This is a genomic window from Bartonella sp. AC62GZZY (assembly GCF_042196525.1).
Lineage (GTDB): Bacteria > Pseudomonadota > Alphaproteobacteria > Rhizobiales > Rhizobiaceae > Bartonella.
On sequence record NZ_JBHIQN010000001.1, the window covers coordinates 105,180 to 126,289 of the forward strand.

Sequence of the window (21,110 nt, forward strand, 5' to 3'; positions counted from 1 at the left end):
TAGAGAAACTTTTTAGTGAGCACGTACGCTTCCATGAAGGTAGATATGTATTCATGGAAGCGTTATAAATATAAAAATATCTCATTATTATGAGAGCTGGATAGAATGTACCCAGCCGTTTTTGTCTTCTATGTCCCCTTTTTGAAGGCCAACCAATTGTGTACGAAGCTGCTTTGTAATTTCTCCAACTGTTTCATTTCCAATAATAAACTCTCCCCCTTTATATTTAAAACGACCAATTGATGTGACAACGGCAGCTGTACCACAAGCAAAGACTTCTTTAAGATGTCCACTCTTTGCATCTTCTTGGAGAGATTTAAAGGAATAAGGACGCTCTTCTATCTCTAATCCTATTTGTTTTGCCAATTCTAAGAGCGAATGACGTGTTATTCCTGGAAGGATTGTTCCATTAAGTGGAGGAGTTACGAGTGTATTATTGTCCATAATAAAGCAGACATTCATACCACCAAGTTCTTCAATCCATTCATGTTCAACCATATCGAGAAAGAGCACTTGGCTACAATTGTTTTCAGTTGCATTTTTTTGTGCAAGTAAGCTCGCTGCATAGTTTCCACCACATTTGGCAGCCCCTGTCCCCCCTGGACCGGCTCGACTATAATCTGTTTCAATCCAAACGCTGACAGATTTTTCTTCTCCTTTGAAATAGGATTCAACTGGAGAGGCTATGATACAAAAAAGATATTCTTGAGAAGAGCGAACACCCAAAAAGCTTTCATTGCCAAACATAAATGGACGTATATAGAGGCTAGCATTGGGATGGTCGGAAACCCATTTTTGATCAATTTTTACTAATTGATGAACGGCATCTAGAAAAATATTTTTTGGTAATTCTGGCATCGCTAACCGTTGTGCTGATTCTATAAAGCGTTGTGCATTGGCATCAGGACGGAAGAGCAAGATGCGTCCATCTTTTGCACGATATGCTTTTAAGCCCTCAAAAATTTCTTGTCCGTAATGCAAAACGGTACTTGCAGGATTAATTTCTAAAGCTTTGTATTGAGAAATGATGGCATTATGCCAGCCTTTGTCTTCAGTCCATTGAATAGTACACATGTGATCTGTAAAAAACTGACCAAAACCGGGACTTTGTAGAATTTTTTCACGTTTTTCTTCTGACAGAGGAGATGGGTGTTTTTCTATTTTAAAGGGAAGCGATGATATGGGAGATTTCATAAAAAACCTTCTGAGTATGTTTCATTTTTATTAATAAAAATAATGAAATATTTTAATTATAACTCTATTATTAACAAAACCTTTGTGTCAATGTTTTATTATAGAATACAAAGGGGTTTATTATAGAATTCAAAGGCTAGGGTAGGGTGGATATTTTAATTCTATCCCTGCCTCTTCTCCTCAACTTTATGAAGTAAGCTGGAACTTTTGTCTATAATTATCGTTTTCTCACAATAAGTATCTGAATAATTTCATATATGCATATTTTCTAGAAATTTAAAGGTAAGGGAATTGAGAAAAGGAATCCACTATGATTGATAAAAATTATCACACATATGAAGAACGTATGGCCGCAGAAAGAAGAGGTCGTGAACAACCTGTTTCAATCGCTAAGGGTATTTTTGCTATTCTTCTTGCGATGGTTATTATCTGGTTTATTTTTGGTTTTTTAGGATCTTTTTTTGCAAAATCTCCTGAACATAGTTCGCGTTATAATACCCCAGAAACAAGCCAAAGCGTAACAACGCCCAAAAAAGATTTAAATTCACCTCCCCTTGTACCTTATACTTATAAGGGTACGGAGTGATTTTTTCATAAATATAATCTTTTAGATAGAGCAAAAATCGACGTAGATTAAGGAATAAAGTCAGCACAAAGACATAAGCGAAAAAGATTGAGGGAATTGTAATTTCTAACGTTTTCGATAAGTAATGAGCTGGTATGGAAATAAATAATGCAACGGTTGTTAAAACCGCTGCATTATTGGTTTAGCGTGTGATGAAGCAGCTTCCACCAGAACTTTTAATGGATTCACAAAGGATTATGGCTTCATTACGGTCTTGCGCTTGAATCCGAACACGGTAATAAGTGCCTTTTCCTGGTATAAAAGCGGATTGAATATTTAAAGGACGGGCACCGATAAGGAACCCAAATTTAGATTTCATATTTTTTAAAGAATCTCTAGCTAGCTCATGCGTTGGTTGAGATGCAAGTTGTACATAATAACTTTCTGAATTTTGTGGTGCAACTCTGTTTGATGAGGTGGGGCGAGATGCAGTCTCTGTTTCGACTTGTGCATTTCTCTCTGCATGAGAAGGAATTGGGATAAATTTTTCTTCAATATTTGAGCTAGAATTATTTTCTGCGATTATTTTATCAATATTATTTTTGAGATCATGATCTCTTTCTTGGTCGTTTATATCAGAATCATGGGACGAATCTTGAAGTTCATTAGAAGCTTGATCAATGCTTTCTTCAGATTGAGCAGCAGTTTTGCTGTTTGTTTGATGCGCGGGGGCTAGTGTAACTGTACCATCTTGATTGACAATAACAGTTTGTACTTCTCGCATTGGAATAGTATGATTTATGGCTTCTGTGACTGCATCTTCAACATCAGATTCATTTAAAGACGATAAGGAAACGCTTGAAGATTCTTCAGGGTTTAATTCTTTTAAATTTTCAGGTTGTTCAGAGTTATCAATAAGAAATTGTTGTGTATTTTCTTGTTTCTCATTTTGTTCAGTTGTTTGTTTATAGATATCTAAATTATGTGCAACATCATTTTTCGTTTCAGTTGTTTCTGGTTTGAATTTAAAAGGCGTATTATCAGCGTGGATAATGACCGTTTCTTGATTTTTTTGTGATGGCATAAAAAAGTGAGAATAACCAGCAAACCCAATTCCTATTAAAATAAGTATAAAAAAACCTTTAATGAAAGTTTTACCAAAAATAAAACTTTTTAAGGGAGGAGGAGCTGATGGATGCGTGGGAACCTCATCTGAGCTTGTGTATGATGAATTCTCGCTAAAAGAGGGAAAATTATATTCCATATTGGCAGAAGAAAAATAGTCGGAGTTTTGTTCTTTAGAGTTTATATAAACACCTTCTTTTGAATTTTGCATAGACTGATGAAAAATTTCACTAAAAACCTCATTTTTCTGTTGTTTTTGAGAAAAATTATCCGTTGGGACATTCCCTACATTGAGTACATCAGCAAATTCTTCTTCTAAACCACCATTAGTTGGCACATCATATTCTGGCGCTTCATACGGAACTTCTGGAACCATAATAGGGCCAGTTTTTTCTACGATTTCCTCTGAAAATTTATAAGTATCAACATTGGGAGGGGGAGTATCTCTGTGCGTATAGTTATGGGTAAAAAAGTCATCCGTTTGTTTTGTATTTAAAGAGGGGGATGAGGAAAGAAACTCATCTAAATTATTTTCATTATATGAAATTTCTCTATTTGGGTTAGACGCACCTTCGGCGTTATTGATGTATTGGGCTCGAGCCTCATCATATATCGGAACTTTTTCGCTATAAGTTTCTTGTTGTGAGGGGTTTTCTTCAAAAAAATGGGGATAATTGGTTTTATGATCTTCTTGTGAAGCTCCCTTTAAATAAGATTGTCTATCAACTGGTGGAGAATCTAAAGGTGAGGAGAAGGTACTTGTTGTTTGATTTCTTGTAGTGTTTTGTCTTTCTGACACAAGATTAGAAGATGAGAAAAACTCATTTTCCTCTGTAGAAGAGGAGGAATCAGGATAATCTTTTTTAATCCAATTTTCTTGATCAGCTGAAATTTTATAGGGATGGTTTATAGGAGTGTCATAGAGGTTTTGATTGTCATCATAAGTTTTTTGTATATTCGTAGCCTCAGGTTGTTGTGAATTTATTTGTGAAAAACGATTGGTTTGTTCAACATCTTCTGGTGTCTCTCTCTTATTTTCACGCCTTTCAGATTTATCAAAAAAGAAATTTTCTGATTCTGATTGTGACATAAGATTACTTTTTTCAAGAAAAGGATCAGCACTGGTTGCTGTTGTTTTCTGTTGATGTGATTGATTTTTGGGGATTGGTAATGGAGAAAGCGCATCTAAAATTTGTTCTTCATCATGATTGTTAGATGAAGAATATTTCTCTTCAGATAAATTATTTTGTTTTGAATGGTTGAAAGAAGCAGCTTGTGCAATATCTGAGGCTTTTGCGTTGCTGGTTGCATGCAAGCCCCATTGTTTTTTTTGATCATCAAACGGTAAGTCATGTGCTAAATTATTTTCAAGTTCCTCTTCTAGAAAGGACAAATCAAAATCATCATCATGGGATGATATTTCGGGGTGAGATGTTGATTGATCTGTTTTTAAAGAAGATTGCCCATTTTGGTTTCCGCTTTGTTTGTGCGGATTAAAAATGCGCGTAAGCCTTTCTAAAGGATCATGGTGTTCATGATCGTGTTTTGTTTCGTGTAGATTTTTGCGATCGTTATCGCTCATAGCTTTTCTCACATGATGGTTTGCACTTACGTGCAATCAATGGTTGATTTGATTTGTTATATTAAAATTATAAATTTTCCCCCTCTCATGCAAGGATACATGAAAAAGTTTATCAATAGAGTACCTATTGTATGTATTTATAGAACTTTTTCAACGCATTTCTATGGGTGCTTCGACTCCTATGATGGTAAGCCCTGATGATAAAATATTGATAACAGCTTGTATCAATCCTAATCTTGCAAAGGATAACTCTTTATCATCGGGTTGAATAAAGCGTAAATTGAGGTTTTCACTCCCTTTATTCCAATGGGTGTGAAAGCTGGAGGCAAGGTCATAAAGATAAAACGCTAATCGATGCGGTTCCTTATGAACTACGGCCTGTTCAATGATACGTGGATATTCAGAAAGTTTGCGTATTAACAATATTTCATGGTCATCTGTTAATCGATGAAGATAGGTAATCAATGTATCATTTGAAAAGCTTTTAATATGAAGCGCTTCTTGTGCTTGACGAAAGACTGAGTGACAACGTGCACTTGCATATTGTACGTAAAAGATGGGGTTATCTTTTGATTGCTCTGTTACTTTTGCAAAATCAAAATCAAGAGGCGCTTCACACTTACGGTATAACATCATAAAACGCACAGGATCACGACCAACTTCTTCGACAACATCCCGTAGAGTGACAAATGATCCTGCTCTTTTTGACATGCGGACAGGTTGACCGTTGCGAAAGAGTTTTACCAATTGACATAAGAAAACACTTAATTTGGCTTTATCACCAGAAATCGCTTTTGCCATTGCCTCTAGTCGTTTTACATAGCCAGCATGGTCTGCGCCTAGAATATAAATCATTTCATCAAAATGACGATTAAATTTATCCCGAAAATAAGCAACATCAGCAGCAAAATAAGTGTAAGAACCGTCAGATTTGACTAAAACACGGTCTTGGTCATCACCGACATTTGTTGAACGGAACAAAGTTTGTTCGCTTGGTTCCCAGTCTTCTGTGTTTTGTCCTTTGGGAGGGGGGAGTTTTCCTTTGTAGATATAACCATTTAAAGTGAGGTCGTTGATAGTGTTACGAATGGCACGTGCATTATCTGCATAAAGCATTCGCTCAGAGAAAAAGATATCATGATAAATATTAAGAGCAGCCAAATCTTCGCGAATCATGGACATCATTGCATGAATTGCACGTTCTTTCACAAGAGATAAGGCTTCATCTTTATCCATTGTGAGGAGTTGGTCACCAAACTCTTGAGCAAGCGATTGACCCAATGGTATCAAGTATTCTCCAGGATAGAGTCCTTCTGGAATTTCATTAATTTTTTGCCCAAGAGCTTCACGATAGCGCAATAGTACCGAATGGGCGAGGACTTCGATTTGTTGACCCGCATCATTGATATAATACTCTTTTGTAATGTTATAGCCCGTAAATTGTAGCAAATTGGAGAGAACATCCCCAACAACCGCTCCGCGGCAATGTCCTACATGCATTGGTCCTGTCGGATTTGCTGAGACATATTCAACATTGACGCATTTTCCTTGTCCCATTGGAATACGACCATAAGAAGTGCCTAATTCAAGCATAGATTTTATAGCATCTTGCCAAAATAATTTTGTAAGCTTTATGTTTATAAAACCAGGACCGGCAACATCTATATTTTCGATAGAGGAATCATTTTTAAGAAGTTCTATGATTTTATCTGCAAGTGCACGTGGATTGATTCCAATAGATTTTGCAAGCACCATAGCAGCATTGGTTGATAAATGACCATGGGAGGAATCACGCGGAGGATCAACAGTGATTTTTGATAAATCTAGATCTTCTCCATTTTTTCCTTTTATATCAGATAATTCAATTGATCTCTTAATTTTTTTTTCGAAGTTTTTAAAGATGTTCATATTTAGCTTCCATGATGATGCCAAAAGCCATTAAACGAAATTATCTGTATGGTCAAATAAACGCTGATATTCACGTAGAGCGTAGTGATCCGTCATGCCTGAAAGAAAGTCAGCAATCAAACGTGCTAACTCTTGATTTTTTAAGTGCACTGCTTTGCTCTGCCAACTTTCAGGCATTGTATTTGGATTTTCATAATAACAATTGAATAATTTTTGTACAATGCATTTTGCTGCATTGCGACGACTAAGAACTTGTTCATGGTAGTAAAGATTTTTAAATAAAAAGTTTTTTAGTTCTTTTTCATAAACGGTCATTGTCGGTGAAAAGGTAACAATGGTTTGTTTTGCTTGGTGAATATCGTTTATGCTTGTTGGTTTGATGCGTGCTAAATTTTTTTGTGACTGTTTGATAACATCTTCAACCATGGTTGTTATTTGTCTTCGTACAAGTGTGTAACCGCGACGCGTTTGGTCGAGGTGGGGATGCTCATCTGTTATATCTTTTAATATTGCTGCTGTTAGTGAAACATGTTCAAATTGATCGAGTGTTAAAAATTGCGAACGTAGACCATCATCAATATCATGCGCATTGTATGCGATATCATCTGCAATAGCAGCACATTGCGCTTCTAATCCTGCAAAACAATCGAGTGCAAGATCTTGCTTTACATTGTATTGTAAAATATCGATAGGAACCTCCTTATTCTTCGCGTAAGGCCCTAAAAGGGGACCATTGTGCTTTACAAGTCCTTCGAGGGTTTCCCATGTAAGGTTAAGTCCATCAAAATTTGCATAGCGCTGTTCTAGTTTTGTTACAATGCGTAATGCTTGTGCATTATGATCAAAGCCGCCATAATATACCATGGCTTCATTAAGAGCATCTTCTCCAGCATGGCCAAAGGGTGTGTGTCCAAAGTCGTGAACAAGGGCAATGGCTTCGGCAAGGTCTTCATCAAGACACAGGGCACGGGCTAATGTTCTTGCAATTTGAGAAACCTCTATGGAATGGGTTAGGCGAGTACGATAATGATCGCTTTCATCAGCAATAAACACTTGCGTTTTATGTTTAAGACGTCGAAATGCATTAGAATGGATAATACGATCTCTATCTCGTTGAAAAGGTGAGCGTGTGGTGCTCATCGTTTCATGGTATAATCGACCACGGCTTGTTTGTGGATGAGCACTGTATACTGCTCGAGATTGGTAATTGAAGTCGATATTTCCTATATCCATTGCAAGCTGTCTATTATCATCTTAAAATTGAGAGTGGTTTATGACAAATAAACTGCTCTTTGAGTGTAGGATACTCTTTCTTGATGGTTTAATGCAAGGATATATAAAATGAATGTGAAAATTTCAGATGTTGCTGCCAAAAAAATTGCACAGATACTTTTGCGTGAACCCGATAAAATAGCATTACGTATTTCTGTTGAAGGTGGTGGGTGTTCTGGTTTTTCTTATAAATATGACTTGGTTTCTGAAATGTGTGAAGATGACCTCGTTCTCAAAAAAGACGGGGCAGTTGTGTTTATTGATTTACTATCACTTCCTTTTATGGAAGGAGCTGAGATTGATTTTGTTGATGATCTTATGGGGCAGTCTTTTCAAGTCCACAATCCCAATGCTGTTTCATCATGTGGTTGTGGTGTAAGTTTCTCAATTTAAAATGATGGCTGTGTGATATTGTTTCTTGAAAAAAAGATCATGTTGGTCAACAATGCAAAAATGGGTATTCTTATAAAAATAGTGCACCGATGTGTATGGTTGTGCGTGGTGCTTGCTTTATTGACTTGGAGTCACTGTGCTTTTTCTGAAGCAGGAGAAGGGCAAGATCAGCAGCAGAGACAATCAAGGAGTTTTATTGTAAAGACTCAAGAGCAGGAAAATGAAAACTTAGCATCTCAAACACAACTCATTTTGAATGCTCGATTAACAAATAGTCATCCGGATATTGAAAAAGGGCTTGTCTGGCGGGTTTATGCCCCTATTCTAGGGATTGATAATAAATTACCATTAGTGGCAACCTATAAGGGGGGAAGTGCACGTTTTAATCTCGAACCAGGAAATTATCTTGTTCATGTCTCATTTGGTCACACGAGTGCTGTGCGCCATATTCGTTTAGAAAATGGGCAAAGTCTTGTAAAAAACTTTAATCTTAAGGCTGGTGGTGTTATTTTAAATGCAACACTGCTCAATGGCGTAATGAATGAAAAGGAACTCCGTTTTACCATTTATGAGGATGAAAAAGAAAATGATGATACGGGAGTGATTATATCAAATGTTAAACCCCACTCAGTTGTGCGTTTAAAAGCTGGCCGCTACCATGTTGCTTCCCATTATGGTTCTATTAATGCGACGGCTCGTTCGGATATTCAAGTGGATGCTGGTAAAATAACAGAAGCTACTCTTGAACATCAGGCCGCTCAAATTGTCTTAAAGCTGGTCCGACAAGAAGGAGGAGAAGCACTTGCAGATACAAGTTGGTCTCTTGCCAATGATTCTGGTGATATCGTTTATGAAACAGTTGGTGCGTATGTTTCACTCGTGTTAGCGGAGGGAGAGTATATTGCAATTGCTAAAAATAAAGATAAAATTTATCAAAAAGTTTTTTCAGTCGTTTCTGGTCATGATGAAGATATAAGTGTGGTGGCGAATGAACAAAATATGCAACGAATTGATGAAGATGTGGATTGATCGTTGTTCATGGGGGTAAACTATGATGAGAGATGGGGTATGAGTTTTGATTGAAGTTTCAACAGTTGGTGTGTTTTTTGCTGGGGCACTCTCTTTTTTGTCACCATGCGTTTTGCCGTTAGTTCCTCCCTATTTGTGTTATATGGCAGGGATTGGTATTGATGATTTTCGTTCAGAAAATCGTGATGAGAAAGTCTTTATACGGTGGACTTTATTGTCTTCTGTTATTGCTTTTGTTCTTGGGTTTACGACTGTTTTTGTTGCTTTAGGTGCCAGTGCTAGCACAATTGGGAAATTCATCGGTTATTATCGTGATTGGTTTGCACTTGCTGCTGGAATTGTCATTATTATTTTTGGTTTAAATTTTTTGGGGATTTTCAAGATCGCTTTTTTATTTCGTGAAGCGCGTTTTCAGACCCATAAAACACCTGCTGGTCCTTTAGGCGCGTATATTATTGGTTTAGCTTTTGCCTTTGGTTGGACACCGTGTATTGGCCCCATTTTAGGGCCTATTATAACGCTTGCTGGAACAAAAGAGACGGTGGGCGAGGGAGCTATTCTCTTAGCAGTTTATGCATTAGGTCTTGCTGTCCCTTTTGTGTTGGCAGCTTTATTTTCGAGCAGTTTTATGCGATTTTTAGGCGCTTTTCGTATTCATTTAGGAAAAGTTGAAAAAATTATTGGTATTTTTCTTCTTCTTACAGGGATTTTGTTTTTAACAGGTTCTATGCAGGATATTTCATTTTGGCTTTTAGAACATTATCCTTCGTTGAGTTATATTGAAGATATTCGTTGGCACAATATTATGAATTTTTTTGGATTTTCTCGTTAGTCTTATGTGTTTTTATGGTTAGAAGTTGTCTTTCTATTGTTCTTGCTGCAGGTGAGGGGACGCGCATGAAATCGCCTCTGCCTAAGGTACTTCATAAAATTGCTGGATTGCCTCTTATATGCCATGTTTTAAAACAAATAGAATTGGCTGGCTCTTCGCAATTAGCCGTTGTTGTGGGATGTGGTGCTAAGGAGGTTACGCACGTTGTTCAGTCATTTGTAAAAGATGTAATGATTTTTGAACAAAAAGAGCGTTTAGGAACTGCCCATGCTGTTTTGTCTGCTCGTTTAGCTTTGCAAAAGGAAGTGGATGATGTTCTCATTGTTTTTGGGGATACGCCTCTCATTCAGCAAGATTCATTGCACCAAATGCGTGCACAGCTTGTTGATGGAGCAGATGTTGTTTTTGCAGGTTTTCATACCCAAAACCCAACAGGTTATGGGCGTCTTCTCGAGAAAAATGGTAAATTGATCGCAATTGTAGAAGAAAAAGACGCTAGCGATAGAGAAAAAAAGATTTCTTTTTGTAATGGTGGAATACTCGCTATGCGCGGAAAACATGCGCTTTCTCTTTTAGAGAAGGTTGATAATAACAATATAAAAAAAGAATATTACTTAACAGATGTTGCTTCTCTTGCAACACGTGAAGGATTAGATGTACGCGTTGTTGAAGTTCCTTTTGAAGATATTGTAGGAATTAATAATTGTTTTGAGCTATCGAGGGCTGATTCTTTATGGCAGAAACGTAAAGCATACGATTTAATGTTATCAGGTGTTACACTCTTAAAACCAGAAACAGTCTATTTTTCTTATGATACAGAAATTGAACCAGGCGTGGTGATAGAGCCAAATATTTATTTTGGGTTAGGCGTAAAAATACACTCTGGTGCGGTTATTCATGCATTTAGTTATCTCGAAGGTGCTGTGGTTGGTAGAGATGCACAGATTGGTCCCTATGCACGTTTGCGTCCTGGAACAGAGTTGGCGAAGGCTGTAAAGGTTGGAAATTTTTGTGAAGTTAAACAAGCTAAGGTAGGAGAAGCTTCTAAAATTAATCATTTGAGTTATATTGGTGATGCCGAAATTGGTGCACATACCAATATTGGAGCCGGTACGATTACGTGCAATTATGATGGATTTAACAAATATAAAACGATGATTGGTGATCATGCTTTTGTTGGATCTAATACGGCGCTTGTTTCTCCATTGGTGATAGGGGATGGTTCTTATGTTGCTTCAGGAAGTGTTATTACTGAAAATATTCCTATGAACAGTATGGCTTTTGGGCGTGCACGACAGGTTATAAAAGAGGGCTATGCGACAAAATTTCGTGCGCGCTTGTTAGAGAAAAAATTGTCAGAAAACAAACAAAAAAAATGATCATTTTCAGTCTATTTCTTTGTTTAGTGCTGATCGAACGATGGAGAGGCGATTTATTTTTAAAGATTGCCGTACTCCATGTTTGAATTATTTTATTATTTACAGTTTTAAATAAAGGTTGTTGGATTGTTTTATAAGATTTAAATCTTAAGATGTGGGTTGGAGCTTTTTAATGTGTGGAATTATTGGAATTCTTGGAAAGAGGTGTGTTACGTCTTCTTTGGTTGAGGGTTTAAAACGTCTTGAATATAGAGGGTATGATTCATCTGGGGTGGCGACAGTCCATAATGGGCATCTTTATCGTGTACGTGCTGAAGGAAAACTTGTTCGTTTAGAAGAAAAATTAAAAAAAATACCTCTGGAGGGAAGTTTAGGGATTGGCCATACCCGTTGGGCTACGCATGGAATTGCTGTTGAACGCAATGCGCATCCCCATGTAACTAAAAAGCTTGCAGTTGTTCATAATGGTATTATTGAAAATTTTATAGAATTACGAAAGGAACTCATTGAGGATGGTTATATCTTTGAAACAGAGACAGATACAGAAGTTATTGCACATTTAATAACGCGTGCATTAAAAAGTGGTCTTTCTCCGCAAGAAGCCATGCGTACAAGTTGGAAACGGTTGCAGGGGGCTTTTGCTATTGCTCTTATTTTTGAAGGTGAAGATAATCTTATGATTGCGGCTTGTTCTGGTCCACCGCTGGCAATCGGTTATGGAAAAGATGAATTTTTTGTGGGATCAGATGCCATTGCTTTAGCGCCATTCGTTGATCATATTAGCTATATGGAAGATGGGGATTGGGCTGTTATCACACGGGAGGGTGTCACAATTTACGATGCCAACAACCAACTGATAAAACGTCCTGTGACACCATTACTTGAAGGGGCTTTATTGATCTCTAAGGGTAATCATCGTCATTTTATGCACAAGGAAATGTTTGAACAACCTGAAGTGATCTCTCATAATTTGGCGCATTATCTTGATCTTGGGAATTATGCAGTTCGACCACTTGAGAATTTGATTGATTGGAAAAATATTCATCGGCTTCTTTTTGCGAGTTGTGGAACGGCTTATTACTCAACCTTAGTTGCGCGCTATTGGTTTGAAAAATTTGCCGCTTTAAGTGTTGATAATGATGTGGCTTCGGAATTTCGTTATCGCGAACCTCCTATAACGTCTGATGCGTTATCATTGTTTGTTTCTCAATCTGGTGAAACAGCGGATACATTGGCTTCTTTGCGTTATTGTCGTGAACGGGGTATAAAAACAGCAACAATTGTGAATGTTGAACAATCAACAATGGCAAGGGAGGCTGATTTTATTCTCCCAACACTTGCCGGACCAGAAATTGGTGTTGCTTCAACAAAAGCCTTTACTTGTCAATTGGCAACGCTTGCTTCACTTGCTCTTAGTGCTGCTAAACAACGTGGTTATCTTACAGTTCAAATGGAACAGCAATTGGTTCAGCAGTTGGCAGAAGTTCCTCGTATTTTAAATGAGGTATTAAAATTAGAAGGCAAAATTGAAGCTATTTGTCGTGATTTGGTGAATGCAAAAAGTGTCCTTTATTTGGGACGTGGAACTTCTTATCCGATTGCTTTGGAGGGAGCCCTTAAATTGAAAGAGCTTTCTTATATTCATGCTGAAGGTTATGCGGCGGGTGAGTTGAAGCATGGGCCAATTGCGTTGGTAGATGAGACAATACCCGTTATTGTTGTGGCGCCTTATGATCGATGGTTTGAAAAGACTTTTTCTAATATGCAAGAAGTAGTAGCGCGCAATGGTCGTATTATTTTAATAACCGATAAAAAAGGAGCAGAAGCAGCTTGTTTTCAGACTTTATCAACGATTATTTTGCCAGATGTTTCAGAATTTATTGCCCCTATTATTTATGCTCTCCCCATTCAGTTAATCGCTTATCATACGGCTGTTTTATTAGGAACAGATGTTGATCAACCCCGTAATTTAGCAAAATCAGTTACGGTTGAATAAAAGTATATTTCTGAATCTTTTGGAGAATAATCAAATGTAAGAAATTAATTTATAATGAAATTTGTTTTTTCATTTTTCTCTGTTGAACGAGAATACTGAAGAAAGGTTTTTTCTTTCTCAATCTTTACAATAAAACAAAAAATATCTTCTTACCTATCAAAAATAGATCAGTTATGTGAATATAATGGCAAAAAGAGCGCAAGAGTGCTTTTATTGTTTTAACGCAAGAGTCATCCAGATTGTAAGAGAAGATTTGCCGTTGGTTTGTTATTCTTTCATGAGGCATAAAGATAGGGTAGGGATTACGTTAAGTTATTTATGGGTTATTTCAAGAAAGAAAATCATATTTGAATAGAGAGGTGTTTTTATTTTTTATCAAAAGTTCTTTTCTAGAGTTACCCTGATCGTAAGAGACGTGTAGCATCGTCGTGTCCGAAAAGATAAAGGAGTAACTGTAAAGCTTGTCCTTGCTCAGAAGAAAGATGAGGATCGCGTTGTAAAAATAAACGAGCATCTTTTCTTGCCATTGACAAAAGATCACTGTGAACTGCAAGGTTTGCTATATGAAATTCAGGGACTCCGGATTGTTTTGTACCTAAAAGCTCTCCTTCGCCTCGTAGGCGCCAATCTTCTTCAGCGATTTCAAAACCATCTTCTGTATTGCGGATAATATTAAGGCGTGTTGCTGCTGTTTTAGTCAGTGGATCTTTATAGAGCAAAATGCAGGAAGATTTTTTATTGCCTCGTCCTACACGTCCACGCAATTGATGCAGTTGTGAAAGTCCAAAATGTTCCGCGTGTTCGATAATAATGATTGAAGCATCTGGAATATCTACCCCCACTTCAATAACAGTGGTTGCTACTAAAATGCGTGTATTGCCGCATTTAAAAGATGCCATAGCTGCTTCTTTTTCTGCTGTAGACATTTTTCCATGGATCATACCAACGTGTGCTCCAAAGCGCTCATGAAGAAATGCAAAGCGGTTTTCAATTGAAGTAAGGTCAAGAGCTGTAGAGTCCTCCACTAAAGGACAAATCCAATAAAGCTTTTCTCCTTTTTCTAATGCAATTGCAATTCGCTCTATAAGCTCATGAAGACGTTTCAAAGAAAGCGTTGCTGTTGTAATAGGTTGTCGCCCAATTGGTTTTTCTGTAATTTTAGAGACATCCATATCACCAAAAGTTGTTAAGACAAGGGTGCGGGGAATGGGCGTGGCGGTCATAACCAGCATATCAGGTTGATTGCCTTTTTCTGTAAGGGCAATACGTTGATGGACACCAAAACGGTGTTGTTCATCGATAATGGTTAAAGCGAGATTATTATAAGTAACGCTGTTTTGTATGAGAGCATGGGTTCCAATGACAATAGAAACTTGACCTGATAAAATATCATTCAAGATATTTGTCCGCATTTTTCCTTTTTCTCGTCCTGTTAAAAGCGTTGTTTGTAATCCGATCTTTTCGGCAAGAGGGGCAATGGTGGCAAAATGTTGCCTAGCCAGCACTTCGGTTGGTGCCATTAAAGCTGATTGTCCTGAATTTTCAGCAATTTGTGCCATTGCCATTAATGCAACGACAGTTTTTCCTGCGCCTACATCACCTTGGAGCAGTCTTAGCATCGGTTCTGGTGAAGCAAGATCATTTGCGATATCTTCTACCGCTTTTATTTGTCCGGTTGTAAGTTGAAAGGGGAGGATATTGAGCAATTTGTTAGTATAAATTCCAGTAGCTGGTCGAGAAGCGCCAATAAGAGATTTGGTTTTTAAACGCACGAGGCTTAGTGCCAATTGACAAGCAAACAATTCATCATAGGCAAGACGTTTGCGTGCTGTACTTTCTAAGGATAGATCATCGGGATTAATGGGCGCATGGATACGGCGTAAAGCAACAGAAAAAGAAGGAAAATTTTGCTGTTTTTTTACATTTTCATCTATCCATTCCGGTAGAAGAGGAATAAAATCGAGAGCGTTTTTTATGGCACGTCTTAGCGTCTTTGCAGTGAGTCCGGCGGTAGATGGATAAATCGGTTCGATGAGAGGTATCTGATTTGATTGTTCGCTTGTGGCGATATGGTCTGGATGCGCCATTGAAAGTTGTCCATTAAACCATTCAACTTTTCCTGATACAACGACTTTTTTGCCTTCGGGAAGTTGTTTTTTTAGCCAAAGAGGTTGAGCATGAAAAAAGACTAAATTTATTTTTCCTGTTTGATCATGCGCAATAACACGATAGGGAATTCGGTTATGACCACGTGGGGGTGGTTGATGTTTATCGATGACAATTTCAAGTGTAATAGTATCTCCTTCTTTTGCACAAGCAATGCTGGGACGCATTCTGCGGTCTATAACGGAATGGGGCATTAATTGAAGGAGATCAATAAGGGTTGCTTCCCGTTGTGTAGGATTAACATTTAAGAGTTTGGTCAGTAAGCCATAGACTTTAGGTGTAATACCAGAAAGGGTTCGAATAGAGTTGAAAAGAGGGGCAAGAAGACTTGGAGGCATGAGAAAATTTAACCTGCTCTTTTTGTTTTTTCTAGACCTTTAGAAGAGCTTTTTGGGGATAAAGTCATTAAAGAAGATGATATTTTATTTACACATTGCGTTGTAAAAAGAGAAATTATCTTTAAAAGAGAAATAAAATAAAAAAATGAAAGTGCTTATGGCATATTTTGCTTCTTTTTATTTTAGGTATTTATTTGCTGTGAATAGAGGTACTTTCTTGATAGAACTCTCTTATAAATATCAATAAAATTAGGGCATTTTTTCTATGTGGGATGATAAAATTTATAGCTTTAAAGTTATGCTAGCCTGAATTTTTTTCTTTAAGGGGGCTGTTTGGCATTTAGTTTATAGTAGGAAATTGTGAGAGTGGTTAAAGATAAAAATAAAATGCAAGAGTACAAAAATTCTCTTCCTCGCTTTATTCATTTGAGAGTGCATTCAGCTTATTCCTTGCTCGAAGGGGCTTTAAAAATCCCACAAATTATTCAACAGACGATTGTAGATCATGCTCCAGCGGTTGCTATTACCGATACCAATAATTTATTTGGTGCTTTGGAGTTTTCGCAGTATTGTCTCTCTCATGGGGTTCAACCCATTATTGGTTGTCAGCTTACCGTTGATTTTTGTGATGAAAATGATCATTCACATTTGGTTAAAGGACGTAATGCTTCTGATTTCTGCTCTATTGTTCTGTTCGCTGCTAGCGAAACCGGTTATGCTCATTTGGTTCGTCTTGTAAGCCGTGCTTATCTTGATAAATGTGATACTGATCCTCCTCATATTAAAGCTGATTGGTTGTCAGAACACAGTGAAGGTATAATCGCTTTAACGGGTGGAAAGGGAGGACCTATTAATCGTTCTTTGTTAGAAGAAAAAAAAGAACGCGCTGTTGAGCGCTTAATTTATTTAAAAAAAATTTTTTCTGATCGTCTTTATGTGGAATTACAGCGACATGGCTCTTATGACCGAAGAGTAGAAGCAGATCTTATTGAATTGGCTTATGCACATGAAATTCCTCTTGTTGCAACGAATGAAGCCTTTTTTCTGAAGAGAGAGGGGTATGAAGCGCATGATGCGTTGATGGCTGTTTCAGAAGGACAAATCGTCTCTAATCCAGATCGCAAACGGGTGACGCCAGATCATTACTTGAAGTCACAAGATGAAATGGTTGCGCTATTTTCTGATCTTCCAGAAGCTTTAGAAAATAGTGTTGAAATTGCATTGCGTTGTCATATTGCCACGCCTCTTCGAAAACCGATATTGCCTCGTTTTATAGAACAATCTTCTAATTCAGAAAATACTTTAGAAGCAGAAGATAGTGAATTGTTAAATCAAGCTAAAGCTGGTTTGAAGATGCGCCTTGAAACAATTGGATTGGCTGAAGGGTATACGATTGCAGATTATGAGCAGCGGCTTGATTATGAGATTTCAGTTATTACGCGTATGCAATTTTCTGGATATTTTCTTATCGTTTCAGATTTCATAAAATGGGCGAAGATTCATGATATTCCTGTTGGTCCAGGGCGGGGATCTGGTGCTGGTTCACTTGTTGCTTATGCATTAACGATTACCGATGTTGATCCATTGCGTTTTTCCCTTCTTTTTGAACGTTTTCTCAATCCAGATCGTGTTTCGATGCCAGATTTTGATATCGATTTTTGTCAAGAGCGGCGTGAAGAAGTTATTCAATATGTTCAAAAAAAATATGGACGTGATCAAGTTGCTCAAATTATTACCTTTGGTAAGTTACAGGCACGTGCAGTTTTGCGTGATGTGGGGCGTGTTTTAGAAGTTCCTTATCGTCAGGTGGATTATCTTACAAAATTAATTCCTGCCACCCCAGGAAGTCAGGTAGAATTAGCGGATGCTATTAAGGATGAACCTAAATTTGAAGAGGAAAAGAAAAAAGATCCCGTCATTGGACGCGCATTAGATATAGCACTTCAGTTGGAAGGGCTTTATCGTCACGCTTCAACGCATGCTGCTGGGATTGTTATAGGAGATCGTCCGCTTTGGGAGCTTGTCCCGATGTATCGTGATCCTCGTTCTGATATGCCTGTTACACAATTTAACATGAAATATGTAGAACAGGCAGGGTTGGTAAAATTTGATTTTCTTGGACTAAAAACACTGACTGTTTTGAAAATGGCTGTTGATTTTGTTGCCAGAAAGAAGATCAAAATAGATTTGTCAAATATCCCTCTAAATGATGAAGCAACCTACGCTATGATGGCATGTGGTGAAACGGTTGGTGTGTTTCAGGTGGAAAGTTCTGGTATGCGCAAGGCGCTGATTGGAATGAAGCCAGACCGTATTGAAGATATTATTGCGCTGGTTGCGCTTTATCGTCCTGGTCCAATGGAGAATATACCAACCTATAATGCACGTAAACACGGGGAAGAGGAGATAGCTTCTATTCATCCTAAAATAGATCATCTGATTAAAGAAACACAAGGTGTTATAGTCTATCAAGAACAGGTGATGCAGATTGCTCAGGTGCTGGCTGGTTACTCGCTTGGAGAAGCTGATTTATTACGGCGCGCTATGGGGAAAAAAATTCATGCAGAAATGCAAAAACAGCGTACACGTTTTGTCAATGGTGCTGTTGCTGGTGGTGTTGATAAAGAGCAAGCTGATATTATATTTGATCTTTTAGCAAAATTTGCCGATTACGGTTTTAATAAATCACACGCTGCTGCTTATGCGATTGTTTCTTATCAAACAGCGTATATGAAAGCCAATTATCCCGTTGAGTTTTTAGCTGCTTCAATGACGTATGATATGACGAATACCGATAAGCTCAATGATTTTCGGCGTGAAGCGTTAAGGCTGGGTATTGAAGTTATTGCACCTTCTATACAAACATCTCATCGTATTTTTGAGGTTGGTGATAACTGTATTTATTATTCTCTTGCGGCCATTAAAGGTGTGGGAGAAACGGTTGTAGATCATATTGTCACTTGTCGTGGAAATGAGATTTTTAAGGATTTGGAAGATTTTTGTGCGCGTGTTGATCCTCGTATTGTTAATAAGCGTGCGATGGAAAGTTTAGTTTGTGCTGGCGCTTTTGATTGTTTTAACATTGCACGCGAAGTTTTATTAGCGAATCTTGGAACCCTTCATGCGCGAGCGCTTCGTATTCTCGATGACAATTCTAGCGGGCAGGTTGACATATTTGGAATGGCAGGCGGATTAAAAGAGCCCTTGATTTTATCGCAAACGACCCCTTGGTTGTTGGCTGAAAAACTTTATCGAGAATTTCAAGCTATAGGTTTTTACTTTTCAGCTCATCCATTGGATGAGTATCAAGCCATTCTCGCTAAAAAACGCGTTCAGACTTGGGGTAATTTTTCCAATGCCGTTAAAGGGGGAGCAACGGCTGCACGGCTTGCTGGAACTGTTGTGGCAAAAAACGTGCGCAAAACAAAATCTGGTAAAAAAATGGGAATTATTCATTTTTCTGATACAAGTGGACAATATGAAGCAGTTCTCTTTTCTGAGGCACTCTCGGATTATGAAGAGATGCTAGAACCCGGAAAATCTTTTATTATTACGGTGAGCGCAGAAAATCGCTCTGAAGGAGTTAGTTTGCGAATTGAGACAATTCAGTCTTTGGAAAAAGAAGCGTTACAGCAGCATAAAATGATGCGTCTTTTTATAAAAACAGTTGATATGCTTCCACAAATTGAACAAAATTTAAATCTTGGGGGAAATGGAGAGGTTGGACTTATTTTAATTCAAGAGGATGGATTGCGAGAAGTTGAAATTGCGCTTCCTAAGCGATATAAGGTAAATTCACATGTGGCAAATGCTATGAAATTAATTCAGGGTGTTGTTGATGTAGAATTGAGTTAAAGAAAGATTAAAGATGGGAGCTGATTTTGAGTGGTGTTTTTGCTTTTAGGAGAGCTAAAAATTGAGCTTTTAAAATCGAATTGTAGGTTTAGAAAAATATTGCTTTTATTTGAGTAAATTATGATATTTTTTTAGTGTCATAGAGTCAAAAAATCTCTTTCTTTCATAATATTCAAAGTACGGGAAGAATTTTATAAGTTTTTATCACGATTTTTTATAGAATTCATCGCATCATACATATAAAGCCAATTGAGATCTGACATAATACTCTCTGGTGTACGAATTTTCATCATGAGATTACGTGCAATTGCTATGGGCCCCGTTGCATGATAGGTTAATCTATTGAAATCTCCGCGTTTTTTTACTGCTGCAATACGGGTGGTACGTGTTTTTTCGTAAAGCGAAAGTGCTTTCGTTAATGAAAGATTTTTCAATGAAAGTACTTCTGCTAATGTAGCAGCATCTTCGATTGCCATAGCGGCACCTTGTGCTGCAAAAGGTAAGGCAGCGTGTGCGCAATCGCCAACAAATACTTGTCTCTCTAGGCCTAGAAAACGATTTTGTTTCATCTGAAAGAGTGGCCAATATCTCCATTCATCAATATGATCAAAGATTTGTAAGATTTTTGAATTCCAAGCTTTAAAAAGAGATTTAAGTTTTTCTTTATCTCCTTTATAGGCCCATCCCTCTTTTGAATTATCCCCATGTGTAATAGCGACAAAATTTACAATTTTTTCTGACGATTTAATGGGATAAACAACAAGATGATTTTGAGGCCCCATCCAAGCCGTAATTGTCTTCATATTTTGCAATGAAGAACGAAAGTCTTGAGGAAGATTATCAAGTACTGTTGTTGCTCGCCAAGCAATAAAACCACTAAAATTTGCTCTTTCATGAAAAGGAAATTGTTGCCGTAGTGTTGACCAAACGCCATCACATCCGATCAGGAGAGGGGTTGAATAAAGCTGTTGTTGTGTTGCTGTATCTGTTTTTATTGTGGTTATTTTAATGTTGGTTGCCGATTGGGTAGAAGATACAATCGTTTCGCCTGCTTTGTATTTGATCAAAGGATTTTCAATCACTGCATTATATAAAATTTTTTGTAAAGCCGCGCGGTGAATCGTCATATAAGGGGCTTTCCAGTATTTTTCTGTTAGAGTGATAAGATGAGAACGTAGACGTATTTTTAAAGATATTCCATCTTTTAACTCAAGAAAATGTGGGATTGTCGCAACTTCAGTGAGTTTGTTAAGAAGTTCCCAGCGAGCAAGAATAGATGTTGCATTTGGTGTCAGTTGAATACCAGCGCCTATCGTTTCAAGTTTTTTACACTTTTCAATAATGATGCTTGCAATTCCTTTATGAGCGAGTGCTAAAGCGGTGCTTAAACCAGCGATTCCTCCTCCAACGATGATGGGTGATTGTTCTACAAACGATTTCATATTAAACAAGCAGAATTAAAAGAGTAGTTATTTA

At 37.6% G+C, this 21,110-nt stretch carries 13 protein-coding genes; 7 read left to right on the forward strand and 6 right to left on the reverse strand.

Features of this window, described 5'->3' with window-relative positions; all coding sequences use genetic code 11:
• Positions 1–87 precede the first annotated feature (87 nt).
• Complete coding sequence (locus ACFIML_RS00505; protein ID WP_375608328.1) at positions 88–1,194, reverse strand: branched-chain amino acid aminotransferase; 1,107 nt, start codon at positions 1,192–1,194, stop codon at positions 88–90.
• 310 nt (positions 1,195–1,504) lie between these two features.
• On the opposite strand from ACFIML_RS00505, the gene ACFIML_RS00510 reads away from it, so the two are divergent.
• Complete coding sequence (locus ACFIML_RS00510; protein WP_375606656.1) at positions 1,505–1,780, forward strand: hypothetical protein; 276 nt, start codon at positions 1,505–1,507, stop codon at positions 1,778–1,780.
• Between the two features lie 181 nt (positions 1,781–1,961).
• Here ACFIML_RS00510 and ACFIML_RS00515 read toward each other — a convergent pair whose 3' ends face one another.
• From ACFIML_RS00515 to ACFIML_RS00525, 3 genes are all read right to left on the reverse strand, one after another.
• Positions 1,962–4,466, reverse strand: coding sequence for an SPOR domain-containing protein (locus ACFIML_RS00515; RefSeq protein ID WP_375687123.1), 2,505 nt, complete (start codon positions 4,464–4,466; stop codon positions 1,962–1,964).
• A 150-nt stretch (positions 4,467–4,616) separates the two neighbouring features.
• On the reverse strand, positions 4,617–6,374 hold the full coding sequence (argS, locus tag ACFIML_RS00520; protein ID WP_375608326.1) for an arginine--tRNA ligase: 1,758 nt from the start codon (positions 6,372–6,374) through the stop codon (positions 4,617–4,619).
• 30 nt (positions 6,375–6,404) lie between these two features.
• Entirely contained in the window at positions 6,405–7,607 is a 1,203-nt protein-coding gene (locus ACFIML_RS00525) for a deoxyguanosinetriphosphate triphosphohydrolase (protein WP_375608325.1), read from the reverse strand.
• 108 nt (positions 7,608–7,715) lie between these two features.
• Between ACFIML_RS00525 and ACFIML_RS00530 the strand changes: the two genes are divergently transcribed.
• From ACFIML_RS00530 to glmS, 5 genes are all read left to right on the forward strand, one after another.
• Positions 7,716–8,039: a HesB/IscA family protein gene (locus tag ACFIML_RS00530; RefSeq protein WP_375606652.1), complete on the forward strand. Its 324-nt coding sequence runs from the start codon at positions 7,716–7,718 to the stop codon at positions 8,037–8,039.
• 39 nt (positions 8,040–8,078) lie between these two features.
• Entirely contained in the window at positions 8,079–9,068 is a 990-nt protein-coding gene (locus tag ACFIML_RS00535) for a carboxypeptidase regulatory-like domain-containing protein (RefSeq protein ID WP_375608338.1), read from the forward strand.
• Between the two features lie 46 nt (positions 9,069–9,114).
• Positions 9,115–9,900 (forward strand): cytochrome c biogenesis CcdA family protein, encoded by a 786-nt coding sequence (locus ACFIML_RS00540; RefSeq protein WP_375687125.1) that lies wholly within the window; start codon positions 9,115–9,117, stop codon positions 9,898–9,900.
• A gap of 14 nt (positions 9,901–9,914) precedes the next feature.
• Positions 9,915–11,279, forward strand: coding sequence for a bifunctional UDP-N-acetylglucosamine diphosphorylase/glucosamine-1-phosphate N-acetyltransferase GlmU (glmU, locus tag ACFIML_RS00545; RefSeq protein ID WP_375608324.1), 1,365 nt, complete (start codon positions 9,915–9,917; stop codon positions 11,277–11,279).
• A gap of 172 nt (positions 11,280–11,451) precedes the next feature.
• On the forward strand, positions 11,452–13,275 hold the full coding sequence (glmS, locus tag ACFIML_RS00550; RefSeq protein ID WP_375687128.1) for a glutamine--fructose-6-phosphate transaminase (isomerizing): 1,824 nt from the start codon (positions 11,452–11,454) through the stop codon (positions 13,273–13,275).
• A 395-nt stretch (positions 13,276–13,670) separates the two neighbouring features.
• Here the strand turns inward: glmS and recG are convergent, their stop codons facing one another.
• Positions 13,671–15,779 carry an ATP-dependent DNA helicase RecG gene (recG, locus tag ACFIML_RS00555; protein WP_375687130.1) on the reverse strand — a complete coding sequence of 703 codons (2,109 nt, stop codon included), beginning with the start codon at positions 15,777–15,779 and terminating at the stop codon, positions 13,671–13,673.
• Positions 15,780–16,145: 366 nt separating this feature from the next.
• Between recG and dnaE the strand changes: the two genes are divergently transcribed.
• On the forward strand, positions 16,146–19,634 hold the full coding sequence (dnaE, locus tag ACFIML_RS00560) for a DNA polymerase III subunit alpha (protein WP_375606648.1): 3,489 nt from the start codon (positions 16,146–16,148) through the stop codon (positions 19,632–19,634).
• A gap of 191 nt (positions 19,635–19,825) precedes the next feature.
• Here the strand turns inward: dnaE and ACFIML_RS00565 are convergent, their stop codons facing one another.
• Complete coding sequence (locus ACFIML_RS00565; protein ID WP_375687132.1) at positions 19,826–21,076, reverse strand: FAD-binding protein; 1,251 nt, start codon at positions 21,074–21,076, stop codon at positions 19,826–19,828.
• Between the last annotated feature and the right edge of the window lie 34 nt (positions 21,077–21,110).